The following is a 22,804-nucleotide window of genomic DNA, read 5'->3' as shown; positions in this document are numbered from 1 at the left end:
AAGATTTCCACGATTCGCGGCCTTTCGCCGCTTGCGGCGCGCCAGGACAATACGCGACGCCATGCGCTCACGCGCCGGCGCGGCGCGCCAGAAACCGCATCAAGCGCTCGACGCCCCCATCGAGCCGCGTCGTATCGCACGCATAGCACCAGCGCACGAACCCCTCGCCTTGCGGCCCGAACGCGCTGCCCGGTGCCACGCCGAGCCCGACCTCACGCACCATCGCCTTGCACAAATCGAGACTGCGCGTCGAGCCCGGCATCGCGAAGAACAGATACATCGCGCCCAGCGGAGCCTTCACGTCGACGCCGGGAACTGTCGACAGCGCGCGCACCAGATGATCACGCGAGCTCCTCAGGTCGCGCACCAGCTCCTGCGTAAAGCGCTCGCCCTGTTCGAGCGCCGCGATGCCCGCCTGCTGCACGAACGACGGCGCGCATGACGTGTTGTACTCGACCAGCTTCGCCAGGTCATCCATCAACGCGGCCGGGGCGACGATCCAGCCAAGCCGCCACCCGGTCATCAGCCAGGCTTTCGAAAACGAATTCACGCAGATCACGCGTTCGTCGCGCGTCGCGAGATCGAGAAACGAAGGCGCCGTGCGCGCGCCGGCCGCCTGCGCCGCGTCATCACCGGGATAGTAGAGCCGCTCGTAGACCTCGTCCGCGACGATCCAGATACCGTGCCGCCGGCAGTGTTCGAGCACGGTGCGCTGATCGTCGCGATTCATCACCCAGCCGGTCGGATTGTTCGGCGAGTTGATCATCAGCATCTTCGTGTCGGGTGTCAGCGCGGCAAGCAATTGCCCGACGTCGAGCGCCCAACCGCGTTCACCGTAGCCGAGCGCGACGGTTTCGACATGCGCGCCGAGAATCTTCGGAATCTCGACCAGATTCGGCCATAGCGGTGTCACCGCAACGACCCGGTCACCGGCGCCGACCACCAGTTGCGCGGCGAGCATCAGCGCGTTGACGCCCGCGCTCGTAACCGCGATGTGCTCCAGTGACGTTGCGCCGTGCAGTTCGCTGACGTAGCCCGCGAGCGCCGCGCGCAACGGCGCGATGCCGAGGTTGTGTGTGTAAAACGTCGCGCCGGCGGCGAGCGCGGTGCTCGCGGCGTCGCGGATGAATGCGGGTGTGACCCGGTCGGACTCGCCGAACCAGAACGGCAGCACGTCGTCGACGCCGAAACCGGCGTTCGCGACTTCCCGGATTTGTGATGGACGCAGCGCGCGCACGGCGTCGCGCGCATTCGGGATGGGGGGCACGGGCAGCTCCAATTCGCTCATCGAGGCTTCCGGAAGGGTGGAGGATAAGGGGCTCTGGGCGCAACCGCGAAGGCTTGCGCGATGACGGCGGTAGTTTAGCGCGCCGGGCGACCGGACAGCGGCGAAGCAGACGCCGGGTGGGCGGCGGGCCAGGCCTACAGGTCCACCGACAGGTCCACCGCCTCCACAAGTCGGACAGACCGCAGACGATCCCGCCCGTTAATTCAACTCCTCGGCCCGCCCGGGCAACTGCCGGATCAGATTCCACACCGCCTCGGCCGCGGGCGACAGCGACCGGTCGCGCCGCCGCACCAACTCGACGCGTCGCTCCGCGCGCGGCACCAGCGGACGCGCGACCAGCGACGCCCCCGCCGGCAGCGGCAGCGCGAGCCACGGCAGCACGCTGATGCCGACGCCCGCCTCGACGAGCCCGAACACCGTCGCCGAATGGCCGAGTTCCTGCACCACGGTGGCGTTCACACCCTGTGCCTGCATCACGGCGTCGATGAGCGGGCGGCTGCCGGACGCATAGTCGAGCATCACGAGTTGCTCGCCGTCGAGGTCCTTCCACGTAACCTGTTTGCGCGCGGCGAGCCGGTGATCGTCACGCGACACGATGCAGAACGAGTCGGTCATCAGCGTCTCGCTGAGCAGGTCGTCGTCGGAGAACGGACCGATGATCACGCCGAAGTCCACTTCACCCGACTTCACCTTGCGCACCACGTCGCTTTGCACGTCGTCGCGCAGGCCAAGCGTCACATAAGGAAACTGCTGCCCGCACGACGCGACCACACGCGGCATCAGCCGGCACGCGACGGTCGGGCTCGCCGCGACCACCACGCGTCCACGCCGCTGCTCGCCGATTTCGCGGATCTCGCGCAACGCGTCGTCCAGATCCGACAGCAGCCGCGACACGCTCGACACCAGATTGCCTCCGACGTCGGTTAGTTGCACTTCGCGCGTCGTGCGATCGATGAGCTTCAGGCCGATTTCGCCTTCGAGCTCGCGCACGCAGCGACTGACCGCCGACTGTGTGAGGCCGATTTCATCGCCGGCCCGACTGAAGCTTTGCAAGCGCGCCACCTCGATGAAAACCCTGAGCTGTCGCAGCGTGACATTCATTTGTTGACCTCATCAATAAGGCGATTTAATGCACATTGTAGGTTAAATCCGCGCGGCATAGCGTCGGTCACAACGGGCATCGCGATGCAGCAAAAAGGCGCGAACGCCCGCTGGCCGGGCCCATCTGCACAAGATTGGTGATTGTCCCGATTTGCGAGATGGGCTTTTTGGATTCATATACGGCCCTGGTTGGCGCCCGCGTTGGCCCGCCGCCACGGGGCTTTCAGGCAATCGATATCAAATTGGCACACTTCGTGCGTTACGAGACGCGCAGGGTGGGCGCCATGATTTCCGACTGAAATGGCAATCCGTGGCAAGTCCGTCCCCTTTGGCACTCGCCTATCGAGTGTATGAAGAGTGCGCGGCGCGGGGCAGCGCACCGGAGTTAGCTTCGCTGAGGTGATACATGATGCTGTTCGACGATTTGAGAGATAACGAGTGGGCGCTGGTTGAGGCTTTGTTCTGTGCCGAGCCGGCGCGCAGCGAACGGCGCGGTCGACCGCGCGTGGAAGCTCGGGCGGTGGTCAACGCCGTACTTTGGGTGTTGTCGACGGGCGAAGGCTGGTCCAAGCTGCCGGGCCGCTATCCGTCCCCGCCGACTTGCCGCCGGCGTTTCGACGAGTGGCAGGCCGATGGCACGCTCGCTGAAATTGTGAAGCGGCTCGGCACCAGCGGCCGTGAAATCTCGTTGCGCGGCAGGATCGGCGCAACGGCCGCGAAACCGCCGGCACCACCGAGCCGCGACCGTATGCGCGGCGCGTTCTGGACCAATCCGGAATCGTGGCGCGCGCCGGTCAAGATGGCCTGACGCGAAACTACGTTGTCACCGGGCGCCTGCGGGCGCCCGGTTTTTTATCCAGCCGCCTTATTCTCGATTGCGTGCACGCCCCGACCCGCCAGCATTTGACGGTCGCCGCGGCACGCTCCCGGGTTTCGCGCCCGCTTTCGGCGCGCCATCCGCACGGAATGATCGTTGCGCTCTGCCTCAGACTCGCAAACTGCCCGATAGCTCCGGGTGAAACATCCATTTACTATTAATTACAGCACCCTTTCTTACCCCGGCATAACTTAATACCTATGCAAACAGGCCTCGAGTCGACGCGCTCGAGGTTGAGGGGGATTTCGGAATGAAACCAATGTCACTGCTGTTGTGCGGCATTGTGATTTCATCGATGGCCGCGCCGGCATTTGCCCAACAACGCCCGCAAGGGTGGAACTGGCGCCCGGACCGTCAGGCTACGCTGGAAGCGTGGCAGCAAAGCGAGGCCCACAATCGCGACTTCACGCCGCCGACGCCGCGAGGCGATCTGCGCGGCGATATCGCCAGCAATGTGCGGGCACGGCCCGATGCGCCGCGCGCGGAACAGCGACGGCGCTGATGTCGTGTGTCGCCGCATGGATGGCGCGTCGTGCGACGCGGCACCAAGTCTCTCGCATTCCGTATGCACGGTCGGGGAACCACCGGACGCGGCACCAGTCTGACTCAACGCCATTAGCACAGCGTGGCAGTAGTAATTCCGGTATGCCCGTATCCTCGTGATACGGGCTTTTTTTCGCCCCCGTGGCGTTGATGGCATGACAGGCGCGCAACGGCAAACGGCCGGCGCGGAACGCGTCGCCGCATCGTCGATGGGGAAGCCGAGAGTCGCCCGCGGACGCGCACAGCGACCGGCCGACGGTAGAGACCGCCCGCCGTGGGGGTGACAGGCCCGGGCGGACAGTGATTCAGATAAGCGATGAACCTTGAGCTAAGGCCTGACTTCGGCTGTCGCCGCGGACTGCGTTTCAGCCGCGCCGAGAACGTAATCATTCATGCGTTGCGCTGTCCATGTGAGCAGACGCTCGTCGTGCTCGAGCCGCACAAACTCCGCTTTGCCGCGTTCGGTGAGCACGGCGATGTCGACGGGGGCATGAAAGCCCGGCGCCGGTGCGACGGTTCGCTGACGAACGGTGTCCATCAGCCCCAGCGCGCGAAGATATTGGAAGACACCCGGCCTTCTGGCCCAGGGAACCTGGCGATATTGCGCTCGCCGCAGCGCTTCAAGTACCGCTTCGTTGGAATACGTGGTCATCTCACTTCTTTCTTAAAGTGCAGCTATGACACATTCATGCCCACGCGTCGCTGCGCCACCGGCGACGCGCGTAGCACCCGCTCCTGGTCAGAAGCTCGCCGCCTGTTCGACAGCGGATTTCCGCCAGATGCTGCCTGGTCTCGTTTTCGGAACCCCCGTCAGAACGGCATGTTAGCGTTCTCTCCCCGAACCGACGATGCAACCGCCGCGGCGCGATGGCTGGCCCGTGGATTTATCCCGAAAGACATACGTTACCCCATTTAAATTGATTCTATTCACTTTATTAGCGCTTTTTTTTGCAGCAATCGTGCTATGGAAACGTGCGCGACGGCCGCTCATCGTCTGCATGATCGCGCTGTTCTGGCTGCTCGCGGCCGGCTGGCTGAGCGCGCCACTGCTCGATCTCGCGCAGCCGCAACGACAGAGCGCCGAAGCCGCGACCTTCGCGCCACGCACCGCGATCATCCTGCTCGGCGGCGGCACGATCTACGACCATGACCACGTGCTGGTGCCACCGCGCGACGTGCTTTCGCGCATCGAAGTCAGCGCGCAGAACTATGCGGCCTGCAAGCGCACGGCGATCGTCTGCCAGGTGATAGTGAGCGGCGGCAATCCTCAGCGGCACAGCGCGACGGAAGCCGACACCTACCTGCCCTATCTGCTGCGTCAGCAGGTGCCGCGCTCGGACATCGTGCTCGAGAAAAGCAGCCGCACGACCTACGAGAACGCGCGCAACGTCTCGGTCATTGTCGGCCAATCACATTACGACACGTTGATACTCGTCACGTCCGCGTATCACATGCCGCGTGCGCTGCTCGACTTTCGCCGTTTCGGCGTCGAGCCACAGCCGCAGATTTCGAGCGCGCGGCGCGTGCGGCTCGGCGTGTTGCCGCGCTTCGGTAATCTCGTGGCGGCGGAGATAGCGTTGCATGAGCTCATCGGCCTCGCGCAGTTTCACCTGTATCGCGCGATCGGCTGGTTCTGACGAACGATGTAGGCCGACCGCTCTCGCAGATCGACGAAGTCATTACAAAACGTAACAAATGTTGAGCGCGGTTACAAAGCCATCGGCTGGAGCGGAGTTTGCTCGATAGAATGAATTGTCTTTCCCACTGGACGGGCAATACTCGGGTCCACCACCACTCTATGGAGGTAACGATGAAGAAAGTGTCCATGGCGATCCTGGTTTCCCTGTGTGCCGCGGCCGGCGCAGCTTACGCGCAGGACCAGGGCATCACGACGAGCACCGATCCGGCCAAGGCCGCCGACGTCGAGCAGCGTGCGCAAGCTTTGCAAAACCGCGAGCAGTCGATGGAAAGCGCACCCGCCGCCCCGGCCAAGCATCACAAGATGGCTCCGCATCATCCGAAGAAGGGTGCGGACACGTCGGGTACCTGAGCGACTTCGCGGATCTCGCCTCGCGGCGTCGTCGTGAAGGTGAAAAAGCCGAAGCCGGCAGCGCCGGTTTCGGCTTTTTTATTTGCGTGATCGGCTCGCTGCCGACGAGGCACTCCGAACGCACACCGGTCCGGCGAAGCCTCCGGCGCACAGCATTCTGTATGCTAAAGTCGCGCACCGACCGGCGAGCCGCCGGCATCCCCTAACCCGTGCGCACCCTGGTGCGGAGGACAGCATGAGCAACATCCAGCTTGATATCGAATGGACCGAAGCAGCATCTCGCAAGATCGAAAAACTGATGCCGCGTGGCGGTCAGGAAGCGTACCTCGCGCTGCCGCCCGTCGAATGCCTGCCGATGGAAGGCGACGTGCTGTTTCTAGGCCCGGCGGGCAAGCAGCAGCCGTTCATCGTCGCGGAGCGTCAGTATCACCATGACGGCGACGCCGACTGGACCATCATCCTGATTCTCGATGTCCCGCAAGCAACTCACTAATCGCTGACGGCGCGCCGGCGGCCGCGGTGCCGCCGCACCTGGCCGGCGTGTTGTCCGCGCGCCGCTGACGCCCGCACCCGGACTCAGGCGATCTTCGACACTACGCGAATCTCCGCGTGCTCGATCCAATCCGCGGCCGCTTTCTTATAAGCCTGGATATGCGCGGATTTCGCATGCGCCGCGAGCGCGTCCTGGCTTACCCATCGCTCGACGAACACGAACCGGCGCGGCTCCTGCACGTCGCGGTGCAAGTCGTACTGCAGCACACCGGCTTCTTTGCGCGTCGGCCCGACGATGCCTTCGAGCGCCTCGCGCAACAGCTCCTCGTGCCCCGGTTTCGCTACCGAAATTGCGACCACCGCGATTTCCGCCATGCCTGCTCCTCCTTAAGAAAACCAGCAGCATACCCGCCGGTCGCCGAACCTGCCGACGACGGCGCTAACCAGCCTGGCGACGCATGAATCTCGCCTCCGCCCGCCACGCCGGACCACCGTCGCGTCAAGCCAGAATCCGCCCGGCAAAGCAGTGCCAAGCCCGCCGCCCGAACCGCCACATCAGCCACCGCACCGGCGCTAACATGGGTGCACCGTCGGCGCCTGGAGTTTGGCGGGCGACCACTGGGCGCCCTGCTACCCTCGGCGTGGTACGGCAACTGATTGCGATTGAGAATCGGTTTCACGCGTGGCAAGCGCGCGAAACGCTCCGGCGCATGACCGCAACGGGTTGCCGCACGGCCGTTTGCAGCCGTTTTGCGGACAATTTTCGCGCTTATGCCTCTGTGATAACCCGCACATTGATGCACGCTGCAAACTGCTAGACTCATTTTGACCAATTCGCCGGAGTCCAGCGTAGCTGGTACTGCCCTCCGCGTTCGCGGGACCCATTCCTGACGTCCCGGCGACGCTTCGGGTGTGCGGGCGCTGCGCGCCGAATGGGTTTGCGAGCCCCTTCACCCCTTGCCGCAACAATCCCATGTCAGCTCTGATGCCCGCTTCTATGCCATCCGTCAGCGAATTGACCGTGAGCGGCGTGCTCCCGCACCTGGTCCGCGGCGAGTCGGGCTGGACCGCGACCTGGCGCGCATTGACATTGCACAGCGTGTTCCAGCCGGTGCTGTCGGTCACGCATCAGTGCGTGGTCGGCTACGAGGGGCTGTTGCGCGCGTTCGATCCGGTCGGCCTGCCCGTCTCGCCCGAAGTACTGTTCTCCGGCACGCGCTCGGCCGCCGAAGCGCGCGAACTCGACCGCATCGCGCGCTGCCTGCACGTGGCGAACTTCATGGAGCAAGGCATCAGCACCGGGTGGCTGTTTTTGAACACGCGCCCGCAGGTATTCGAGACCGGCTGGCCGCAGCGCGCGTTCATCGACGAGTTGTCCGCGCATTTCGGGCTGCCGCAGGAGCGCATCGTGATCGAAGTGCTCGAGCAACCCGCCGACGATGAATCCGCCGTCGCCAGCATGCTCGCCGCCTCGCAGCCGCGCGATTTCCTGATCGCGATCGACGACTTCGGCACCGGCTTCTCGAACTTCGACCGCGTGTGGCGCTTCCGCCCCGACATCGTCAAGCTCGACCGTTCGCTCGTTGCGCGCGCGGGCAAGCGCGAGGGCGACGAATCGATGATCAGCCATCTGATCGCGATGCTGCATCAGTCGGGCACGCTCGTGCTCGCCGAAGGCGTCGAAACCGATGAAGAGCTGATGATCCTGATGCAGGCCGACGTCGATTTCGTGCAGGGCTTCTGGTTCGGCCAGCCGAAGAGCAGCGTGCGGGCCGCCTGCACGAAGGTGCCCGCGCTCGTCGAGTCGATCTGGAGCAAGTTCGCCGACTACGAGCGCGCGCACGCCGGCCACCAGCGGCTCGGCTTCGAGGGCTTCGCGGAAGCGGTGCTGGCCGCCGCCGACACCTACAAGGCGACCGGCGACCTCGAGCAGGCTGCGCAAAAGGTCTGGCATCTGCCCGAAGCGCGCCGTGTATTCCTCACCGACGGCCACGGGGAGCAGACCCAGCCTTCGGTGACGGCCGCCTCGGTCTCGCCGCCCCCGAAGCGGCTCGCGCCGCTCTATACGGAGACGCGCAGCAACTGGTCGCGTCGTGCGTATTTCCGGCACGCGCTGGCGGCGCCGGGCCGCGTCGCGATGATGGGGCCGCACTATTCGCTCGCCGATGGTCAGGACTGCTACACCGCGGCGATCGCGTTCGAGCGCGACGGCACGAACGTGCTGTGCGTCGACTTCGTGCCGGAGGCATCGCCGCCGGATGTGCGCACCGGCAGACGCGGCGCGAAGCGTTAGCGACCCACACCGCTACTCGTGCACGCGGCCGCGCCCCGACTTCACCTCGCTGCGCTTTGCCTTGCTGTCGAGCCGCCGCAGGTTCGACGCGCGGGTCGGCCGCGTCGCGACCCGATGCTTGCGGGTCACGCTGACACTTTCGATCAGTTCATCGAGTCGCGCGAGCGCCGCCGCGCGGTTCATCTCCTGGGTTCGATGCTCCTGCGCCTTGATGACCACGACGCCGTCGCGCGTGAGCCGATGGTCGGACAGCGCGAGCAGACGCATCTTCAGCACTTCCGGCAGCGACGAGGCGCGCACGTCGAAACGCAGGTGGATCGCGCTCGATACCTTGTTGACGTTCTGCCCACCCGCCCCTTGCGCGCGCACGGCGGTCAATTCGATTTCGTTGGGCGGGATCGGGTAGCGGGATGTCATGGGCGGTCGGGAAGAGAGATGCATCAGTGTACAAGCGCTCGGCGCGAGATGCGCGAGGTCGCCGGAGCACGCCAGAGCGCCAGGTGCAGTGCTCGGCGGCGCCGGCTTGCGATCGCGTTACGAAAAAAACCATTTGCGTCGGCGCGACCGGTTCATCGATACTGGCTCTTTCGCTTACGGCGTAAATTAAAATGAAAATCCGTCCCGGTTTCGTGCTCGAACTGGCGGTCAACTTTCTGCTGCCGTGGCTGGCCTACCGGCTCGCGTTACCGCGGGTAGGCGAGACCGGCGCGCTGATCGCGTCCGCCGTGCCGCCGCTCATCTGGAGCGCGATCGAGCTTGCGCGCTTCAGGCGCGTCGATGCGCTCAGCGTGATGGTGGTCGCGGGCATCGTGTTGTCGCTCGCGGCCATGGCGCTCGGCGGCACTCCGCGCATGCTGCTGTTGCGCGAGTCGCTGGTGTCCGGCGCGGTCGGCGTCGTGTTTCTGCTGTCGCTGCCGATGCGCCGTCCGCTGATCTTCTACCTCGCGCGCGCGACGGTCGCGCGCGAAATGGAAGGCGGCGCCGCGCATTTCGAGGCGCTGTGGCGCGAACGCCCCGGTCTCGCCCCCGCGATGCGAACCATGACGCTCGTGTGGGGCGTCGGCCTGACCGCCGAAACCGCGCTACGCGCGTGGATGGTGCTGACGTGGCCGATCGAACGCTTCCTCGTCGTGTCGCCCTTTATCGGCTACGGTATCTACGCGGGACTCGCGCTGTGGACGCTGTGGTATCGCAAGACGATGCGCAGTCGCGTCGAAGCCATCGAGCGGGCGAGCGGCATGGCCGGTTGAGCGCCGCTCAACGCGACGCCTCCGCAATTCGCGCGGCCAGCCCCGAATCACGCTGCGTCGGCGTCGCGATCGCCTGCGCGAGCACGGCCCGCGCGCCGATCACCTCGACGCGTTCGCGCGCGCGAGTAATCGCCGTGTACACGAGCTCACGCGACAACACCCGGCTGAACGCCGACGGCAGCACCAGCACCGCGTGCTCGAACTCCGAACCTTGCGATTTGTGGACCGTCAGCGCGAACGCGGTGTCGTGCGGCGGCAGCGCGGCTGGCGACACCGCGCGCACCCCGCCGTCGCCGGTACGGAAGTACACGCGCAGCGCGCCGACCGCACCCGGCAACGCAATGCCGATGTCGCCATTGAACAGCCCCAGCGCGTAGTCGTTGCGCGTAACCATCACCGGACGTCCAGCAAACCACTGCGCGCCGACCGCCAGCGTGACGCCTGCGGCGCGGCGCACCTGGGCCGCCATCGCCGCATTGACCTGATCGACGCCGCGCGGTCCGAGCCGCGTCGCACAGAGGATGCGGAAGCGGTTGAGCGCGTCGAACAGCGGCAATGGATCGGGCGTCTCGGTGGAAAGCGCCGCCGCAAGTGCATCGGCGTACGGCGCGAAGCCGGCGGCAAGTCGCGTGACGGTGCGCTCGGCCAGCGTCGTGTGCGCGTCCTCATGCAGCGCCGCGGCGCAGTCCTCGGTCGGGTCGGTCCGCAATACGTCGAGCGCCGCGCTCGCTGAGCCGTTGCGAATCGCAACCGACAAACGCCCGATCGGCGACTCGAGGCCGAACCGGTAGTTGCGCTCGAGCCAGACGACGCAGTCCGCGAGCGGATTGCGTTCGTTCGCCAATTGCATATTACGACCGGCCTCTTCGTCAGCCGCCGCCGTCGCGACACCGGCGAACAGATCGCCCGATGCATCCGGCTCGAACGTGTGCAGCGCCTCGGGTGGCACAAAAAAATCATCGACCGGCGCTTCATCGTCCTGACGCGACGCACGCGGCAAAGCCCGCGCGAGCCCTGCCTCGTCGATGTCGAGCGCCTGCGCGACCCGTCGCAATCCGTTCGCGCTCAACGCCGGCCGCGCGCTGAGTTCGGCGAACACCGCGCCGGCTTCGACCGCGGCGAGCTGATCCTTGTCACCGAGCATCACGAGCCGCGTTTGCGGCCCGATCGCGTCGAGCAGATGCGTGGCCATCGCGACGTCGATCATCGACGCCTCGTCGATCACGACCACGTCATACGGCAACGGATTATCGCGATGATGCCGAAAGCGTCCGCCGGGCCCCGAGCCCAGCAATCGATGCAGTGTGTACGACGTCTGCGGCAAACGCTCGGCGAGTTCTGCCGGCAGCTCGCCCGCACGCGCGAGCAATGCTTCCTGCATCCGTTGCGCCGCCTTGCCGGTCGGTGCCGCAAGCGCTATGCGCAAATCGGCGCGCGCATCGAGCAGACACGCGAGCACCCCGACCACGGTCGTGGTCTTGCCGGTGCCCGGCCCGCCGCTGACGATCGTCAGCCGCCCCGACAGCGCCATCACGGCCGCGACGCGCTGCCAGTCGACTTCGTCGTCTTTCGGCGGGCCGAAGTAGCGCAGCAGGCGTTCGCGCAACGCGGTGGGCGCGGAGTCGGCGTTGACATTCGCAGTGTTCGCGTCGGCCGTCGCCTGTGCGACCAGAGCGTGCGCCAGGCGCCGCTCGTAGTCGTAATAACGCGCAAGATAAAGACGCCCCTGCGCGTCGATTACGAGCGGCCGCAACGCCGCCGCGCCCGCCGCGTCCGCTGCGCCATCGCTTGCCATGCCGCTCGCGAGCAGCGCCGCGCGCACCTCGGCGCTCGATGCGTCGAAGCGGCGCGCAAGCGCCGCGAGCGGCACGCACACGTGCCCTTCGGCGGTCGCACGGCTCGCCGCGAAGGCGCCGCGCGCGGCCCATTTCACCACCTCGGTCGATGCACCACTGCGCCGCGCCAGCATGCCGATCCGACGCGCGAATCCTTCGGCCAGCGCGATGCTGAAATCGGCCGGCGCGGGCAGGTTGACGCCGATGTCTTCTAGCCCGAGCGGCGCGGCCGCGCGCTCGTCAAGCGAGCCGCGCGTACTCATGCGCCACCTCCGACCATCGCCGCGTCGAGCAGCGCCACCAGTTCGAACGGCGCGCGCCGCCTATGCACGCCGGCGGCGCCGTCGACATCGCGCCAGTCCGGCCGCACGCCGCGCACGAACAGATACAGATAGCCGCCGATATGCGTGTCATACGCATAGTCGCGCACGCGCGTCTTCAGATAGCGATGCAACGCGACCGTATAAAGCAGCGCCTGCAAGTGATACGCGTGACTCGCCATCGCCGCTTCGAGCGACGCAGCCGCGTAATCGGCCGCGGTATCGCCGAGATGATTCGATTTCCAGTCGACGATCCAGAAGCGGCCGTCGTGCTCGACGATCATGTCGATAAATCCTTTGATGTATCCACGCAGCACGCCTGGCTCCAGCGCGACGTCGGGATAGCCGTATTCGATCAGCAGCTCGCGCAGCGCCGGAAAATCAAGCGACGGCGCCGCGAACAGAAATTCGAGTTCGTTCAGGCGCCGGCGCGGATCGAGCTGCGCGAGCGTCATGCCCGGCACCAGTTCGGTCGAGACGACGTCGGCGATCAGCCGATGCATCATCGCGGGCAAGCGCGCGGCGAGCTCCGGCGCGGCCGGCGCCGGTCGCTCGCGCAGCGCGCCGCGGATCGCATCGGGCCAGCTGCGCGCGTCGCTGAAATCGGCGAGCTCGAACATCCGATGCAGGCAATCGCCAGCCGCCGCACCGCGCGGGAACGCGAGGATGTCGTCGTCGGCATGCGCCGGGGCGTTGGTCGCGGCGACCGGTGCGAGCAACGGTGCGGACTGTAGCGCGTCGGCGATCTCATCGTGATCGGGCCGCACGTCTTCCTGCGGCGCATGCGCGTGCGCCTCCCCGTTTCTCGCGCCGGACGCGATCAGGCCGCTGAAACTCGCCATACGCCACTGATCGCGCAACGGCCGCCGATTCGCGCGCGCGTGCAGATGCGCGCCCTGGTCCTGCAGACTTTCGAGCGGCACGCGACGCGTCACTTCGGGCAACGCCCGCAACGTGACCGGTCCGCCCGCGAGTGCATGCCAGCTCGCCGCGAGCGCGGCTTCATCGGGCGGTTCGGCGAGCCATGCGTCGAACGTATGGCCGCTGCCGCCGACGAGCCAGTTCAGCACGCTGCGGCGCGACTCCTTGGTCGAGCGCGAAGACAGATAGGTGCCCGCAACCAGGTAGCAGCGATACACGGCGCGCGTGAGCGCCACATAAACGAGCCGCGCGCATTCCGCTGCCTGCTCGCGCACCGCGTAACGCGACGCGCGCTCGGCTTCCTGTTCGTCGCAACCGTAGTGCAGCACCGCGTCGCCGCTGTCGTCGTGATACTCGCGCGCATCGGGCAAGCCCGACGACGGCGGCTCGCGCAAGCCACCATCGTTCAGGAACGGACAGAACACGACCGCGTATTCGAGTCCCTTCGATTTATGGACCGTGACGATCTGCACGAGATTGCGATCCGACTCGAGCCGCAGTTGCGCCTCTTCCCCGCCGCCCTGCTCGCGCTGCGCGGCGAGCCAGCGCAAGGTCGGCGCGATGCCGGGCTGGGTGGCCGCGCGCGCCTGTACGAGCTCGGCGAGATGGTTCACATTGGTCAGCCGGCGCTCGCCGTCGACACCCGCCACGAGCCGCTGCGCAACGCGCAGCTCGCGCATCAGCGTACGCCACATCACGGCGAAGCCGCGTTCGTGCCACAGCATCCGGTAGCGCGAAAAACGTTCGACCCAGCCCATCGCGTCGGCGGGATCGAGTGTTGGCGCGGGTTCGTCAAAGGCCTCAGGCGCTGGCGCCCCGGCGACCTGCGTAAGACGCCACAGTGCGGCGGCGTCGAGCCCGAGCCAGTCGGTGGCGAGCGCGGCGCGTAGACGCCGCAGATCGCCGGGCGTGTCGATGGCGGCCAGCACGCGCTCGATCTGCTCGGCATCCAGCGTCGCGAACACCGACGCCTGCGCAAGCTCCACGCTGCCGACGCCCCATGCCGCGAGCACGCGTTTGACGAGGCTGCCCTGCTTGTGCGTCTGCACGAGCACTGCGATATCGCCCGGCGCGAGCGGCTTGTCGCCAATCGTCACGACGCCTGCACGCGCCCCTCGCAACAGCCGCACGATCTCGGCCGCGCACGCTTCGCTCGCCGCGCGCTGCGCGTCGCGTTTGCTCAGCGCGGTCTCGCCTTGCGGCAACGTCCAGATGCGGAAATCGCCGCCGCCCGCGTCGGGATCGGCGAACGGGGCACGCCGCCGCTCGCCCGCACGCACCGGCTGATAGTCGAGCCCGTCGAGCACGAACGCTCGAGGGTTCGCTTCGAAGATCCGGTTGCACGCGTCGACGATCGGTGCGGTCGAGCGCTGGTTGACCGCGAGCGTGTAGCACGCGGACGCCGCCTCGCGCGCCGCAAGGTACGTATGCAGATCCGCCGCACGGAAGCTGTAGATCGCCTGCTTCGGATCGCCGACGAGGAACAGCGGCCCGGCCGGCGCGAAGATGCGGCTGAAGATCGCGAATTGCAGCGGATCGGTGTCCTGGAACTCGTCGATCAGCGCGGCCGGATAGCGGCTGCGCAACGCGTCGGCGAGCCACGGATGCGCGGCCAGCGCGCGATACAGATTCGCGAGCAGATCGTCGAACGACACGACGCGGCGCGTGCGCTTGCGCGTCACCAGCTCGGCCGGCGCGAAGTCGAGCCATGTCTGCACGAGCCCGAGCCAGCGCGCGCGCTGCGCGGCCTCGGCGGCGACCACGGCCGCGGCCAGCGCTTCGGCATGCTCGAAGAACGGATGCGCGGGCGGCTCGAACTTGACCTTGGTCGCCTTCTTCAACGCCGACGCCGTCAGCTTCAACGCCGCGCGCGGCGGCGGCGCATGGCAGTCGCCCCGCGCGAAGTAGTCGGTCCACGCGGCGATCGCGGCGCTGACGTGATCGGGCTTGTGCGTGGTCTTGCTCAGGCGCTCCTGGGCCTCCGCTAGCAACGCGACGATCGCGTCGCGCTCGGCCTGCCAGATCGCGCACGCGACATCGAAGCCGGCCTGCGGATCGGCGCTGGCGCCGTCCGCGTCGACGCTGCCCCAGCGCAATTGCGCGAGCGGCTTTTTCAGGCGTCGCGCCAACTGTTCGTCGAGCGACGCTGGACCGGCGCGCCTCGCCACCAGCCACGCGGCGAACGCCGGATGCGCATGCGCAACCGGCTCGACCTGCTCGCGCCAGAAGTCGGCGGCGAGTTCGAAGCGCAGCGCCGCGTCGTCGGCTTCCATCTCGAACGCGAACGGCATCGCGGCGGCGAACGGCGCTTCCTGCAACGCGCGCTGACAGAATGCGTGGATCGTGTGGATCGCGGCCTGATCGAAGGTGCGCAGCGCACGGCGCACGACCTTCGACGCCGCCTCGCGCTCGATACCGTTCTGCGGCGCGAGCGTCGTTTCGAATAGCCGGCGGATGAATGGATCGTCGCCGTCGTCGTCCATCTCGATCGCGCGATGCAGTTCCGCGAGACGGCCGCGAATGCGCTCGTGCAACTCCGCGGTCGCGGCCTTCGTGAACGTGACGACGAGAATCTGATCGGCGTTCAGGTTCTTTTCGAGCAGCAGCCGCACGTACAGCGCGCAGATGTTCCACGTCTTGCCGGTGCCCGCCGACGCTTCGATCTGATTCACGCCGTCGAGCGGACACGCGAACACGTCGAGCTCGTCGGCGACGAGGTTTTGATGGCGCAGCGCTTCGCTCATGAGGCGCTCCGCACATGCTGGATCAGTGGCTTGAAGACGATCGCGGCGAGGCTGCCGAACGGTTCGGCGAGCGTGAGCGGCGTGCCGCGCAGCGCGATGCGCAACGCGGGGTCGTCGGATTCGCCGCGTACACGGTCGTTGATCCATACGCCCTGTGCCGCCGATTCGCTTTCGCTGACTCTCGCCCATGCGCTCTTCGGAAAGAAGCGCAGCGGCAGCCGGCGGCCGGCATTGAAGAGTGCCGCCAACGGCGCGAGTTCGTCGAGCGGCGCCGCGACGGGCGCGAGCTCGAAGCTCTCGCCGCTGCCGTGCCACACGGTGCGGCGCGGACCGTCCGGCTGCGCCGCGCAATAGACCAGATGCGCGAGCCACGCGGACAGATAGTCGCGCGCGCTGGCTTTGGCATAACGAAAGATCACTTGTCCCGTTCCGGTCAGCAGGTTCAACGTGCCGCGCATTTGCAGCGGCGTTTCGGCGGACTCGCGCAGCAGCGCGTCGTAGTCGCCGAACAGCGAATTGGCGCTGTCGGTGCGATCACCGTCTTGCGGCCAGCGCGGCATGATGTCGAGCACGAACGGCAAGCGCTCGATACCGGCGGCCACTTCGCGCCGCACGCTTTGCGCCAACTGCCGCAGCGCGGACAGTTCGCGCGCGCGCCACACCGCGCCGGTCGCGCCGCCCGGCAACTCGGGGCTCGCCTCGGCGACGCGCTGTACGCGGCTGTACATCACCTCCTCTGCGGTGTCGGCGTCGAGCAGCACCGGCAGCAGGCGCTCGGCGAGCGCGTCGCGGCCCGCATAGTCGAGATCGAACGGCTCGGTATCGAGCAGCTCGCCCTGCGCATCCGACAACGCAATGCCGAGCCGGTCGCGCAACAGCGCGCGCGCCGGATGACGCCAGAAACGCACGAAGTCGTCGAACTGCACCTCGTGCATATCTTCCGGCGGCAGCGGTTGATCGAAGAACGGCGCGGCGGCGGCATGCTGCGGTTCGGCGAGCAATGTGGCCAGCTCGGCGCGATCGGCGTCGTAGGTGAACAGATCGGGCTTCGCCGCAAAATAGTCCGACGCGAACGCCTGCAACGGATGCTCGACGATGAACTCGCGCCGCGCGCTGTCGACCTCGGCCGGACTCGCGTCCTCGCCCGCCGACACCTGCGCGAGATGATCGAGCAGTTCGTCGACGAGCGCGGCCGGCGGCAGCGGCGCGTTGTCGCGAATGCTGCGGCCCGTGTACGCGATGAAGAGCCGCTCGCGCGCGGCGAGCAGCAGATCGAGGAACAGGTTGCGCTCGTCGTCGCGGCGCTGACGGTCGCCGGCCTTGCCGAACGCGGCCATCAGATCGAATTCGTCGGCGCGCGCGAGCGACGGCAGCACGCCGTCGTCCATGCCGAGCAGACAGACCACACGGAACGGCAAACCGCGCAGACTCGTCAGCGAAGAAAACGTCACGCTGCCCCACGGCACGCCGCCGCGCGCGGGGTCGTCGAGCGCTTCGGTGAGCGCGGTGCGCACCACCGAGGCCGGCAGCAACACATCATGCGCGCCGGCCTGCATCGCGGCGCTCATCGCATCGAGCGCGTCACGCACGTCCGCGAGCGAATCGGCGAACTCGACGCCGCCGTCGAAGCACTGCCCGAGCGTTTCGAGCAGCAGCTGCGACCAGTCGGCGGGCGTGCGCTCGATCGCGCAGCTCGCCGCGAAACTGTCGATATCGTCGACGAAGCGCGACAGACGGCCGAGCAATTCGGCGTCCGAACCGTCCGCGCCTTCGACCGGCAGCCACGCCTCGACCGGCTCGCCGCCGGCCGGCATCGCATAGCCGAGGTACAGGCGCGTCAGCGCATCGGCGAACGTATGACGCGCGACCGGGACATGCTCGCCGACCGGTTCGAGCGGCGCGAGCCCGCGCCGCGCGCCGGCGGCCGCGAGCCATTCCTGCGCGGCTTCGAGCGAATTCGCATCGATGCCGTAACGCACCGCGACCGCATCGACACGCAGCCATTCGATCAGATCCGGCGCGCCGACGCTGCGCTCGGGCAGCGCGAGCCAGTCGAGCAACAGACGCGCGACCGGATTGGCCTGCGACGGCGGCAAGCCGGTGATCCGGTACGGAATGCGGCGGGTGTCGCCGGCGGGCGTGGTGCCGAACACCGCATCGATCAGCGGACCGGCCGCCGCCAGATCGGACACCGCGACCAGCACGTCGGACGGCTGCAGATCGTCGAACTCGTCGAACCAGCCGAGCAGGCGATCGTGCAGCACTTCGAGCTGTCGGGACAGGCTATGGCAAACGTGTACCTCGATACCGCGCTCGACAGGCAACTCGTCGGCATCGGCTTCATTGCGCAGATCGAGGATGCCGTTCTGCACGGCGGCGAGCCAGCTCGGCTCGGGGTTCTCGGTGAAGTCGCCGGTCTCGGCCGATGCCGCGCTTTCGGTCAGCTCATGCAGCATATGCAACTGCGCCTGAGTCTGCCGTCCCCATTCGGCGAGCAGCGGATGACCGACTTCCTGATAGTCGAGCTGCCCCGCCGCGTCGAGCGCCTGCACGCGCCCTTCGCTGACCACGTCGAACCAGAACTCGCGGCATGGGTTCATCACGTACAGACGCACGTCGATCCAGCGCGACAGCGCGCGCAACAACGCAATGTGCAGCGGCGGCATGGTGGGCAGCGCGAACACGCTGACCGCTTCGGGCCATTGCGCGTTCGAGATCGCCTCGAGATCGAGCGCAGCGATTTCATCGAGGAACCGATACGCGGGCGGCAGCGCGGCCGCGGATGTTTGCTCATGACCGCCGGCTTGCGCGAGTTCGGCGAGCACCGCGCGCCACAGCGCCGCCTGCCAGCGCTCGTCCTCGCGGGCGGCATCGCTCGCGCCGGTCAAACGCGGTCCCGTGTCATCCGCTGCGCCACTCGCGAAGATCGAGCCGCCCTTCTGCCACTGCAGTAGCCATTCGGGACGATAGGTCAGATAGTGGTCGAGCACGGTCGCGACGCGCCGCGCGAGTTCGTAGCGCATCGACGCGTCGGCCGCATCGAGATAGGTGCGCAAACGCGGCGACGCATTCCACGGCAGCGCCTCGTCCGTGTCGTCGAGCAGCCGGTAGCAGCGCCACACGAGGCGGTCCGGCGCGAACGGCGAATGCTTGGGCACCTCGATCACGCCGCCGATCTGCGCCCACAGCCATTGCGCGAGATAACCAAAGTTCACGTTCGCGCAGATGCCCTGGCGCGCGGCGATATCGAGTTCGAGCCGCCGGCGCACGGCCGCGCTCGGCACGATCACGGGACGCGCAGTCCAAGGGTCGGACGGCGCTTGCGCGAGGTCGTCGAGCAGCGCGCCCACCAGCGTTTCGTAGCGGTTCGAGTAGAAGAGCTGAAGCATGGATTCCAGATCACATTTGGCACGCTGATGGCCCGCGAGTGATGCTCGGGAGCCGCGGCGGACATTGAAGCGACAGCATAACAAACCGATCCCCCAGGGCATAACCTGGCCGAATGGGCGAGGTCAGAACGCGCGCAAAATCAGTTAGACTCGACGGCAGTTTCGCGCTGTCTTTCCAACTGCGGTTTTCTCGATGAATGGATTCAGGTAGTCGATGCGCTATTCGGTCGAAATAAGAAAATTCCTTTATAGCCAGTACTTTTATGGCGGCCTGCGCATCGCGGTCGGCGTGTCGTTACCGGCCATCCTGTGCCTGATCGTGTTTCACAATCGTGAACTCGGCTTCACGATCGCGACCGGCGCGCTCGGCGCCTGTGTCGTCGACATGCCGGGCCCGCTCAAGTACAAGCACAACGAGATGCTGGCCTGCTCGGTGATCGGCTTTCTGTCCGCGCTCGCCACCGGCCTCGCCACCGTCAATCCGATCGCGCTGTGGTGTACGGTCGTGCCGCTTACGTTCGTGCTGTCGCTGATCGTCGTGTACGGCAACCGCTGGCCGCAGATCAGCTTCGCGACGCTGTTCATGATGATCATGACGCTGGAGGAGCACTTCACGCCGCTGCAGGCGCTCGTCAATGCGTCGTGGATACTGCTCGGCGGCCTCTGGTACACGTATTGGTCGACCCTCGTGAGCCGCTGGATGGTGCATCGGATCGAGCAGCAGGCGCTCGCCGAAAGCGTGTTCGCGTGCGCGGACTATCTGCTTGCGCGCGCCGCGTTCTACGATCTCGACAACGACCTCGACGAGTGCTACCGCAACCTCGTCGACAAGCAGATCTCCGCGGTAGAGCGCCAGGACGCCGCGCGCGACATCGTGCTGCGCAACCTGCCCAGGCTCAAACGCGGCAAGCTCGAACCACGCCGCGCGATGCTGTACAACCTGTTCATCAATACCGTCGATCTGCACGAGCTGTTCGTCGGCGCGCAAACCGATTACACGCTCGTGCGCAGCACGTTCGGCGGCTCCGACCTGCTGGTGTTCTATCGCGATCTGATCCGCAAGGCTGCCGAAGATCTCGAGGAGATCGGCCTCGCGGTGCTGCAGAACCAGGCGCCGCGCAAGCGCGTGAACGTGAAGGCCGAGTTGCGCGCGATCGAGTATGAAATCGAGCTGATGCGCAAGCAGGAACTGCCGACCCAGAACCCGGAGGCATATTCGGCGGTGTCGTCGAATTTCCGCCGCATCTGGAGCGCCACGCGGCTGATCGACAAGATGCGCCGCAGCCTCACCACCGAGCCGAGCCCGACCGAAACGGAACTGCGCATCGATCAGGCGCTGAGCCGCTTCGTGACGAGCCGGCGCGTGCCGTTCGGGCAGATCTTCTCGAATCTGACCATGGCCTCGCCGAGCTTTCGCCATGCATTGCGCGTGACGATCGCGGTCGCCGTGGGCTTCTGGCTCGGCCGCCTGCTGCCGCTGACCAACGCGTACTGGATCGTGATGACCACCGTCATCATCCTGAAGCCCGGCTACTCGCTGACCAAGCAGCGCAACGGTCAGCGGATCATCGGCACGCTGATCGGCTGCGCGGCGAGCATCGCGCTGATCATCTTCGTGAAGGAGCCGCACATCCTGATGGTCGTGATGTTCGCGTCGATGGTGATGAGCTACAGCCTGCTGCTGTTCAACTACACGGCGAGCGTCGTGTTCACGTCGTCGTATGTACTGCTGCTGTTCCATCTGCTTGCGCCGGGCAGTCTGCGCATCATCGGCGAGCGCGCGATCGACACCGTGGTCGGCTGCGCGATCGCGATCGCGGCGAGCCACCTGTTCCCTTACTGGGAGTACCGCTTGATGGGCAAGCTCGTCAACAACATGATCAGCGCGACGCGGCAGTATCTCGAAGCGAGCTGGTGGTGGAGCGGCAAGCCGGCCGCGGCGGTGGTCGCGGCCGTGACCGAAGCGGGCGCGCGTGCGCCGGCGGCCGCGATGGCGGACCCGGCGCTCGGCTTTGGCGGGCCGGCGCTCGCTGTCGCTGCAGCCGAAGCCGAAGCCGAAGTGGAGAGTGGCGCCGGTGCGCGCCGCGCGGAGCGCGCGAGCCGTGCACAGCCGGTCGCCGACGCTGGTGCCGAGGCGAACGCGGGCGACGCAGCCCAAGGCACCACCACGATCCGCAATCCGACCGCGCGCCCGGCAAGCGGCGCATCGGCCGCCGCTGCCGCGGCGGCGACCGCGCTCGACCGTGATTACCGCTACCGGCTCGCGCGCAAAAACGTTCACGTCGCGTTCGCGAATCTCGGCCAGGCGTTCCAGCGCATGATGCTCGAACCGAAGTCCGCGCAGAAGTTCGTGCCGGAGTTGAACGGTCTGCTGGTGCGCAGCCACGTGCTCGCCTCGCAGATCACGGCCGCCGCGCCGCTGCTGCGCACCTCCGCGCAACAGCAGCAACAGGTCGAGGACATCTCGCTACAGCCGCTGCAGCGCGCATTGAGCCTCGTGCGCGACAACCTGAGCGCCGCCGAAGCAGGCACCGCGTTGCCCGCCGAGCAGAGCGAGCAGATCAAACTGATGAGTCGCGAACTCGATGCGATGGTCGTCAAAACGGAGAAATCGCCGGACTATACGGCCGATGCGGTGCACGACACGAAGCTGCTCGCGCATCAATGCAAGCAGATGCTCGCGGCGTCCGCGCAGATTCGCAAGGACGCGAGCGTTATCCGGTTGCCGGAGGAGTGAAGCTGCGAGGCGCGCGGGCGTTATTGCGCTGCGCCGCTCGCCGGTTTCAGTGCGTTGACTGCCGCGGCTGCCTCCGAGGCCACCGGCGCCACCTGCGTGGGCTGGCTCTCGAACTCGTGCTTTTCACGGATCGCGTTGTAGATCAGCGTTGCGATCACGAGCAGAATCGCCACCACGATAAAGACGGCAATGCCAAAGGTCGGGTTCTTCTTGCGCGGCGGTCTGGTCATGAAGCGGGCTCGGTTCGCGTAGCAGTCGCGGAAGGGTCGGAGAAGGCGGCATTCTACGCCCAGTGAGCTTGCACGCGGCTTGCAGCCGATGGGGTCGGCATGGATGCGCCATAGCGCATTTGCTATCGGAACAGCAAGCCGCGCTCCTGACGCTCACGGTTGCTCCACGAGCATCACGTTACCGCCGACGAACGCACCGGCAACGCCGTCGAATACTTGATCTGCTCCATCGCGAAGCTCGAACTCACGTCGTACAGCGGCACGGCCGTGATCAACTGCTTGTAGATCCGGTCGTAGTCGTCGATATCGGAGACCACCACGCGCAGCAAATAGTCGGTCTCGCCGCTCATCCGGTAGACCTCGACCACTTCGGGAATATCGCGCACCGCCTGCGTGAACGCGGCGGCCCATGTCTCCGTGTGCTGGTTCGTGCGCACCGCCACGAACACCGTGGTCCCGACGCCGAGCTTACGCGCGTCGCACAGCGCCACTTGCGCGCGAATCACGCCCGCCTCCTTCAGGCGCTGAAGCCGCTTCCAGCAAGGCGTCTGTGACAGATTCACGCGCTGCGCGAGTTCGGCGATCGGCATCGTCGCGTCCGCCTGCAGCAATTCGAGCAGCTTCCGATCGATGATATCCATACCCATATCCCCACCCCTCATAGGAAATTATTCTACTTTTCTGTTGGTCGAGGGAATTATATGGAAACTCTTTCTCCGGGCAAACCGGTATAA

Annotated in this window: 18 protein-coding genes; 8 read left to right on the top strand and 10 right to left on the bottom strand. The window is 66.5% G+C overall.

Annotated features, from left to right (window positions below; translation table 11 throughout):
* Positions 1–67: 67 nt before the first annotated feature.
* Together AB3X95_RS01235 and AB3X95_RS01230 are read right to left on the bottom strand one after the other, a co-directional pair.
* Positions 68–1,288: a pyridoxal phosphate-dependent aminotransferase gene (locus AB3X95_RS01235; RefSeq protein ID WP_368620474.1), complete on the bottom strand. Its 1,221-nt coding sequence runs from the start codon at positions 1,286–1,288 to the stop codon at positions 68–70.
* Between the two features lie 198 nt (positions 1,289–1,486).
* The gene (locus tag AB3X95_RS01230; protein ID WP_013089149.1) at positions 1,487–2,389 is read right to left on the bottom strand and encodes a LysR family transcriptional regulator; all 903 of its coding nucleotides are present in this window, start codon (positions 2,387–2,389) and stop codon (positions 1,487–1,489) included.
* 406 nt (positions 2,390–2,795) lie between these two features.
* Between AB3X95_RS01230 and AB3X95_RS01225 the strand changes: the two genes are divergently transcribed.
* Positions 2,796–3,197 (top strand): transposase, encoded by a 402-nt coding sequence (locus tag AB3X95_RS01225; RefSeq protein ID WP_013089147.1) that lies wholly within the window; start codon positions 2,796–2,798, stop codon positions 3,195–3,197.
* Between the two features lie 319 nt (positions 3,198–3,516).
* Positions 3,517–3,768 carry a hypothetical protein gene (locus AB3X95_RS01220; protein WP_176108922.1) on the top strand — a complete coding sequence of 84 codons (252 nt, stop codon included), beginning with the start codon at positions 3,517–3,519 and terminating at the stop codon, positions 3,766–3,768.
* A gap of 369 nt (positions 3,769–4,137) precedes the next feature.
* Here the strand turns inward: AB3X95_RS01220 and AB3X95_RS01215 are convergent, their stop codons facing one another.
* Positions 4,138–4,461 carry a hypothetical protein gene (locus tag AB3X95_RS01215; RefSeq protein WP_176108923.1) on the bottom strand — a complete coding sequence of 108 codons (324 nt, stop codon included), beginning with the start codon at positions 4,459–4,461 and terminating at the stop codon, positions 4,138–4,140.
* A gap of 346 nt (positions 4,462–4,807) precedes the next feature.
* Between AB3X95_RS01215 and AB3X95_RS01210 the strand changes: the two genes are divergently transcribed.
* From AB3X95_RS01210 to AB3X95_RS01200, 3 genes are all read left to right on the top strand, one after another.
* Positions 4,808–5,446 (top strand): YdcF family protein, encoded by a 639-nt coding sequence (locus AB3X95_RS01210; RefSeq protein WP_176365856.1) that lies wholly within the window; start codon positions 4,808–4,810, stop codon positions 5,444–5,446.
* 173 nt (positions 5,447–5,619) lie between these two features.
* A complete protein-coding gene (locus AB3X95_RS01205; protein ID WP_018432260.1) occupies positions 5,620–5,859 on the top strand; it encodes a hypothetical protein in 240 nt (79 codons plus the stop codon).
* Between the two features lie 235 nt (positions 5,860–6,094).
* Entirely contained in the window at positions 6,095–6,352 is a 258-nt protein-coding gene (locus tag AB3X95_RS01200; protein ID WP_008923870.1) for a hypothetical protein, read from the top strand.
* Positions 6,353–6,435: 83 nt separating this feature from the next.
* Here AB3X95_RS01200 and AB3X95_RS01195 read toward each other — a convergent pair whose 3' ends face one another.
* Positions 6,436–6,726, bottom strand: a complete 291-nt coding sequence (locus tag AB3X95_RS01195) for a putative quinol monooxygenase (RefSeq protein WP_176365756.1) — start codon at positions 6,724–6,726, stop codon at positions 6,436–6,438.
* 598 nt (positions 6,727–7,324) lie between these two features.
* On the opposite strand from AB3X95_RS01195, the gene AB3X95_RS01190 reads away from it, so the two are divergent.
* The gene (locus AB3X95_RS01190; protein ID WP_254905719.1) at positions 7,325–8,644 is read left to right on the top strand and encodes an EAL domain-containing protein; all 1,320 of its coding nucleotides are present in this window, start codon (positions 7,325–7,327) and stop codon (positions 8,642–8,644) included.
* 12 nt (positions 8,645–8,656) lie between these two features.
* Here AB3X95_RS01190 and arfB read toward each other — a convergent pair whose 3' ends face one another.
* Positions 8,657–9,061: an alternative ribosome rescue aminoacyl-tRNA hydrolase ArfB gene (gene arfB / locus AB3X95_RS01185; protein ID WP_013089140.1), complete on the bottom strand. Its 405-nt coding sequence runs from the start codon at positions 9,059–9,061 to the stop codon at positions 8,657–8,659.
* 191 nt (positions 9,062–9,252) lie between these two features.
* Between arfB and AB3X95_RS01180 the strand changes: the two genes are divergently transcribed.
* On the top strand, positions 9,253–9,894 hold the full coding sequence (locus AB3X95_RS01180) for a VC0807 family protein (RefSeq protein ID WP_368620473.1): 642 nt from the start codon (positions 9,253–9,255) through the stop codon (positions 9,892–9,894).
* Positions 9,895–9,901: 7 nt separating this feature from the next.
* On the opposite strand, the gene AB3X95_RS01175 is transcribed toward AB3X95_RS01180, so the two are convergent.
* From AB3X95_RS01175 to recC, 3 genes are read right to left on the bottom strand one after another with little or no spacing between them, the layout of a single operon-like run.
* Entirely contained in the window at positions 9,902–11,992 is a 2,091-nt protein-coding gene (locus AB3X95_RS01175; protein WP_368620472.1) for an AAA family ATPase, read from the bottom strand.
* On the bottom strand, positions 11,989–15,714 hold the full coding sequence (gene recB, locus AB3X95_RS01170; RefSeq protein WP_368620471.1) for an exodeoxyribonuclease V subunit beta: 3,726 nt from the start codon (positions 15,712–15,714) through the stop codon (positions 11,989–11,991). The genes AB3X95_RS01175 and recB overlap by 4 nt, the downstream gene beginning before the upstream one ends.
* Positions 15,711–19,103 carry an exodeoxyribonuclease V subunit gamma gene (recC, locus tag AB3X95_RS01165; protein WP_368620470.1) on the bottom strand — a complete coding sequence of 1,131 codons (3,393 nt, stop codon included), beginning with the start codon at positions 19,101–19,103 and terminating at the stop codon, positions 15,711–15,713. Before recC ends, recB begins: the two co-directional genes overlap by 4 nt.
* A gap of 214 nt (positions 19,104–19,317) precedes the next feature.
* Between recC and AB3X95_RS01160 the strand changes: the two genes are divergently transcribed.
* Positions 19,318–21,840, top strand: a complete 2,523-nt coding sequence (locus tag AB3X95_RS01160) for an FUSC family membrane protein (protein WP_368620469.1) — start codon at positions 19,318–19,320, stop codon at positions 21,838–21,840.
* Between the two features lie 20 nt (positions 21,841–21,860).
* Here the strand turns inward: AB3X95_RS01160 and AB3X95_RS01155 are convergent, their stop codons facing one another.
* Positions 21,861–22,070 carry a hypothetical protein gene (locus AB3X95_RS01155; protein ID WP_176120052.1) on the bottom strand — a complete coding sequence of 70 codons (210 nt, stop codon included), beginning with the start codon at positions 22,068–22,070 and terminating at the stop codon, positions 21,861–21,863.
* A 173-nt stretch (positions 22,071–22,243) separates the two neighbouring features.
* Positions 22,244–22,717, bottom strand: a complete 474-nt coding sequence (locus AB3X95_RS01150; protein WP_013089133.1) for an Lrp/AsnC family transcriptional regulator — start codon at positions 22,715–22,717, stop codon at positions 22,244–22,246.
* Positions 22,718–22,804 lie beyond the last annotated feature (87 nt).

This window comes from Paraburkholderia sp. BR13444 (assembly GCF_040948755.1).
GTDB classification, from domain to species: Bacteria; Pseudomonadota; Gammaproteobacteria; order Burkholderiales; family Burkholderiaceae; genus Paraburkholderia; species Paraburkholderia youngii.
The sequence above is the reverse complement of the archived record's forward strand: the minus strand, read 5'-3'. Positions and strand labels throughout refer to the sequence as shown.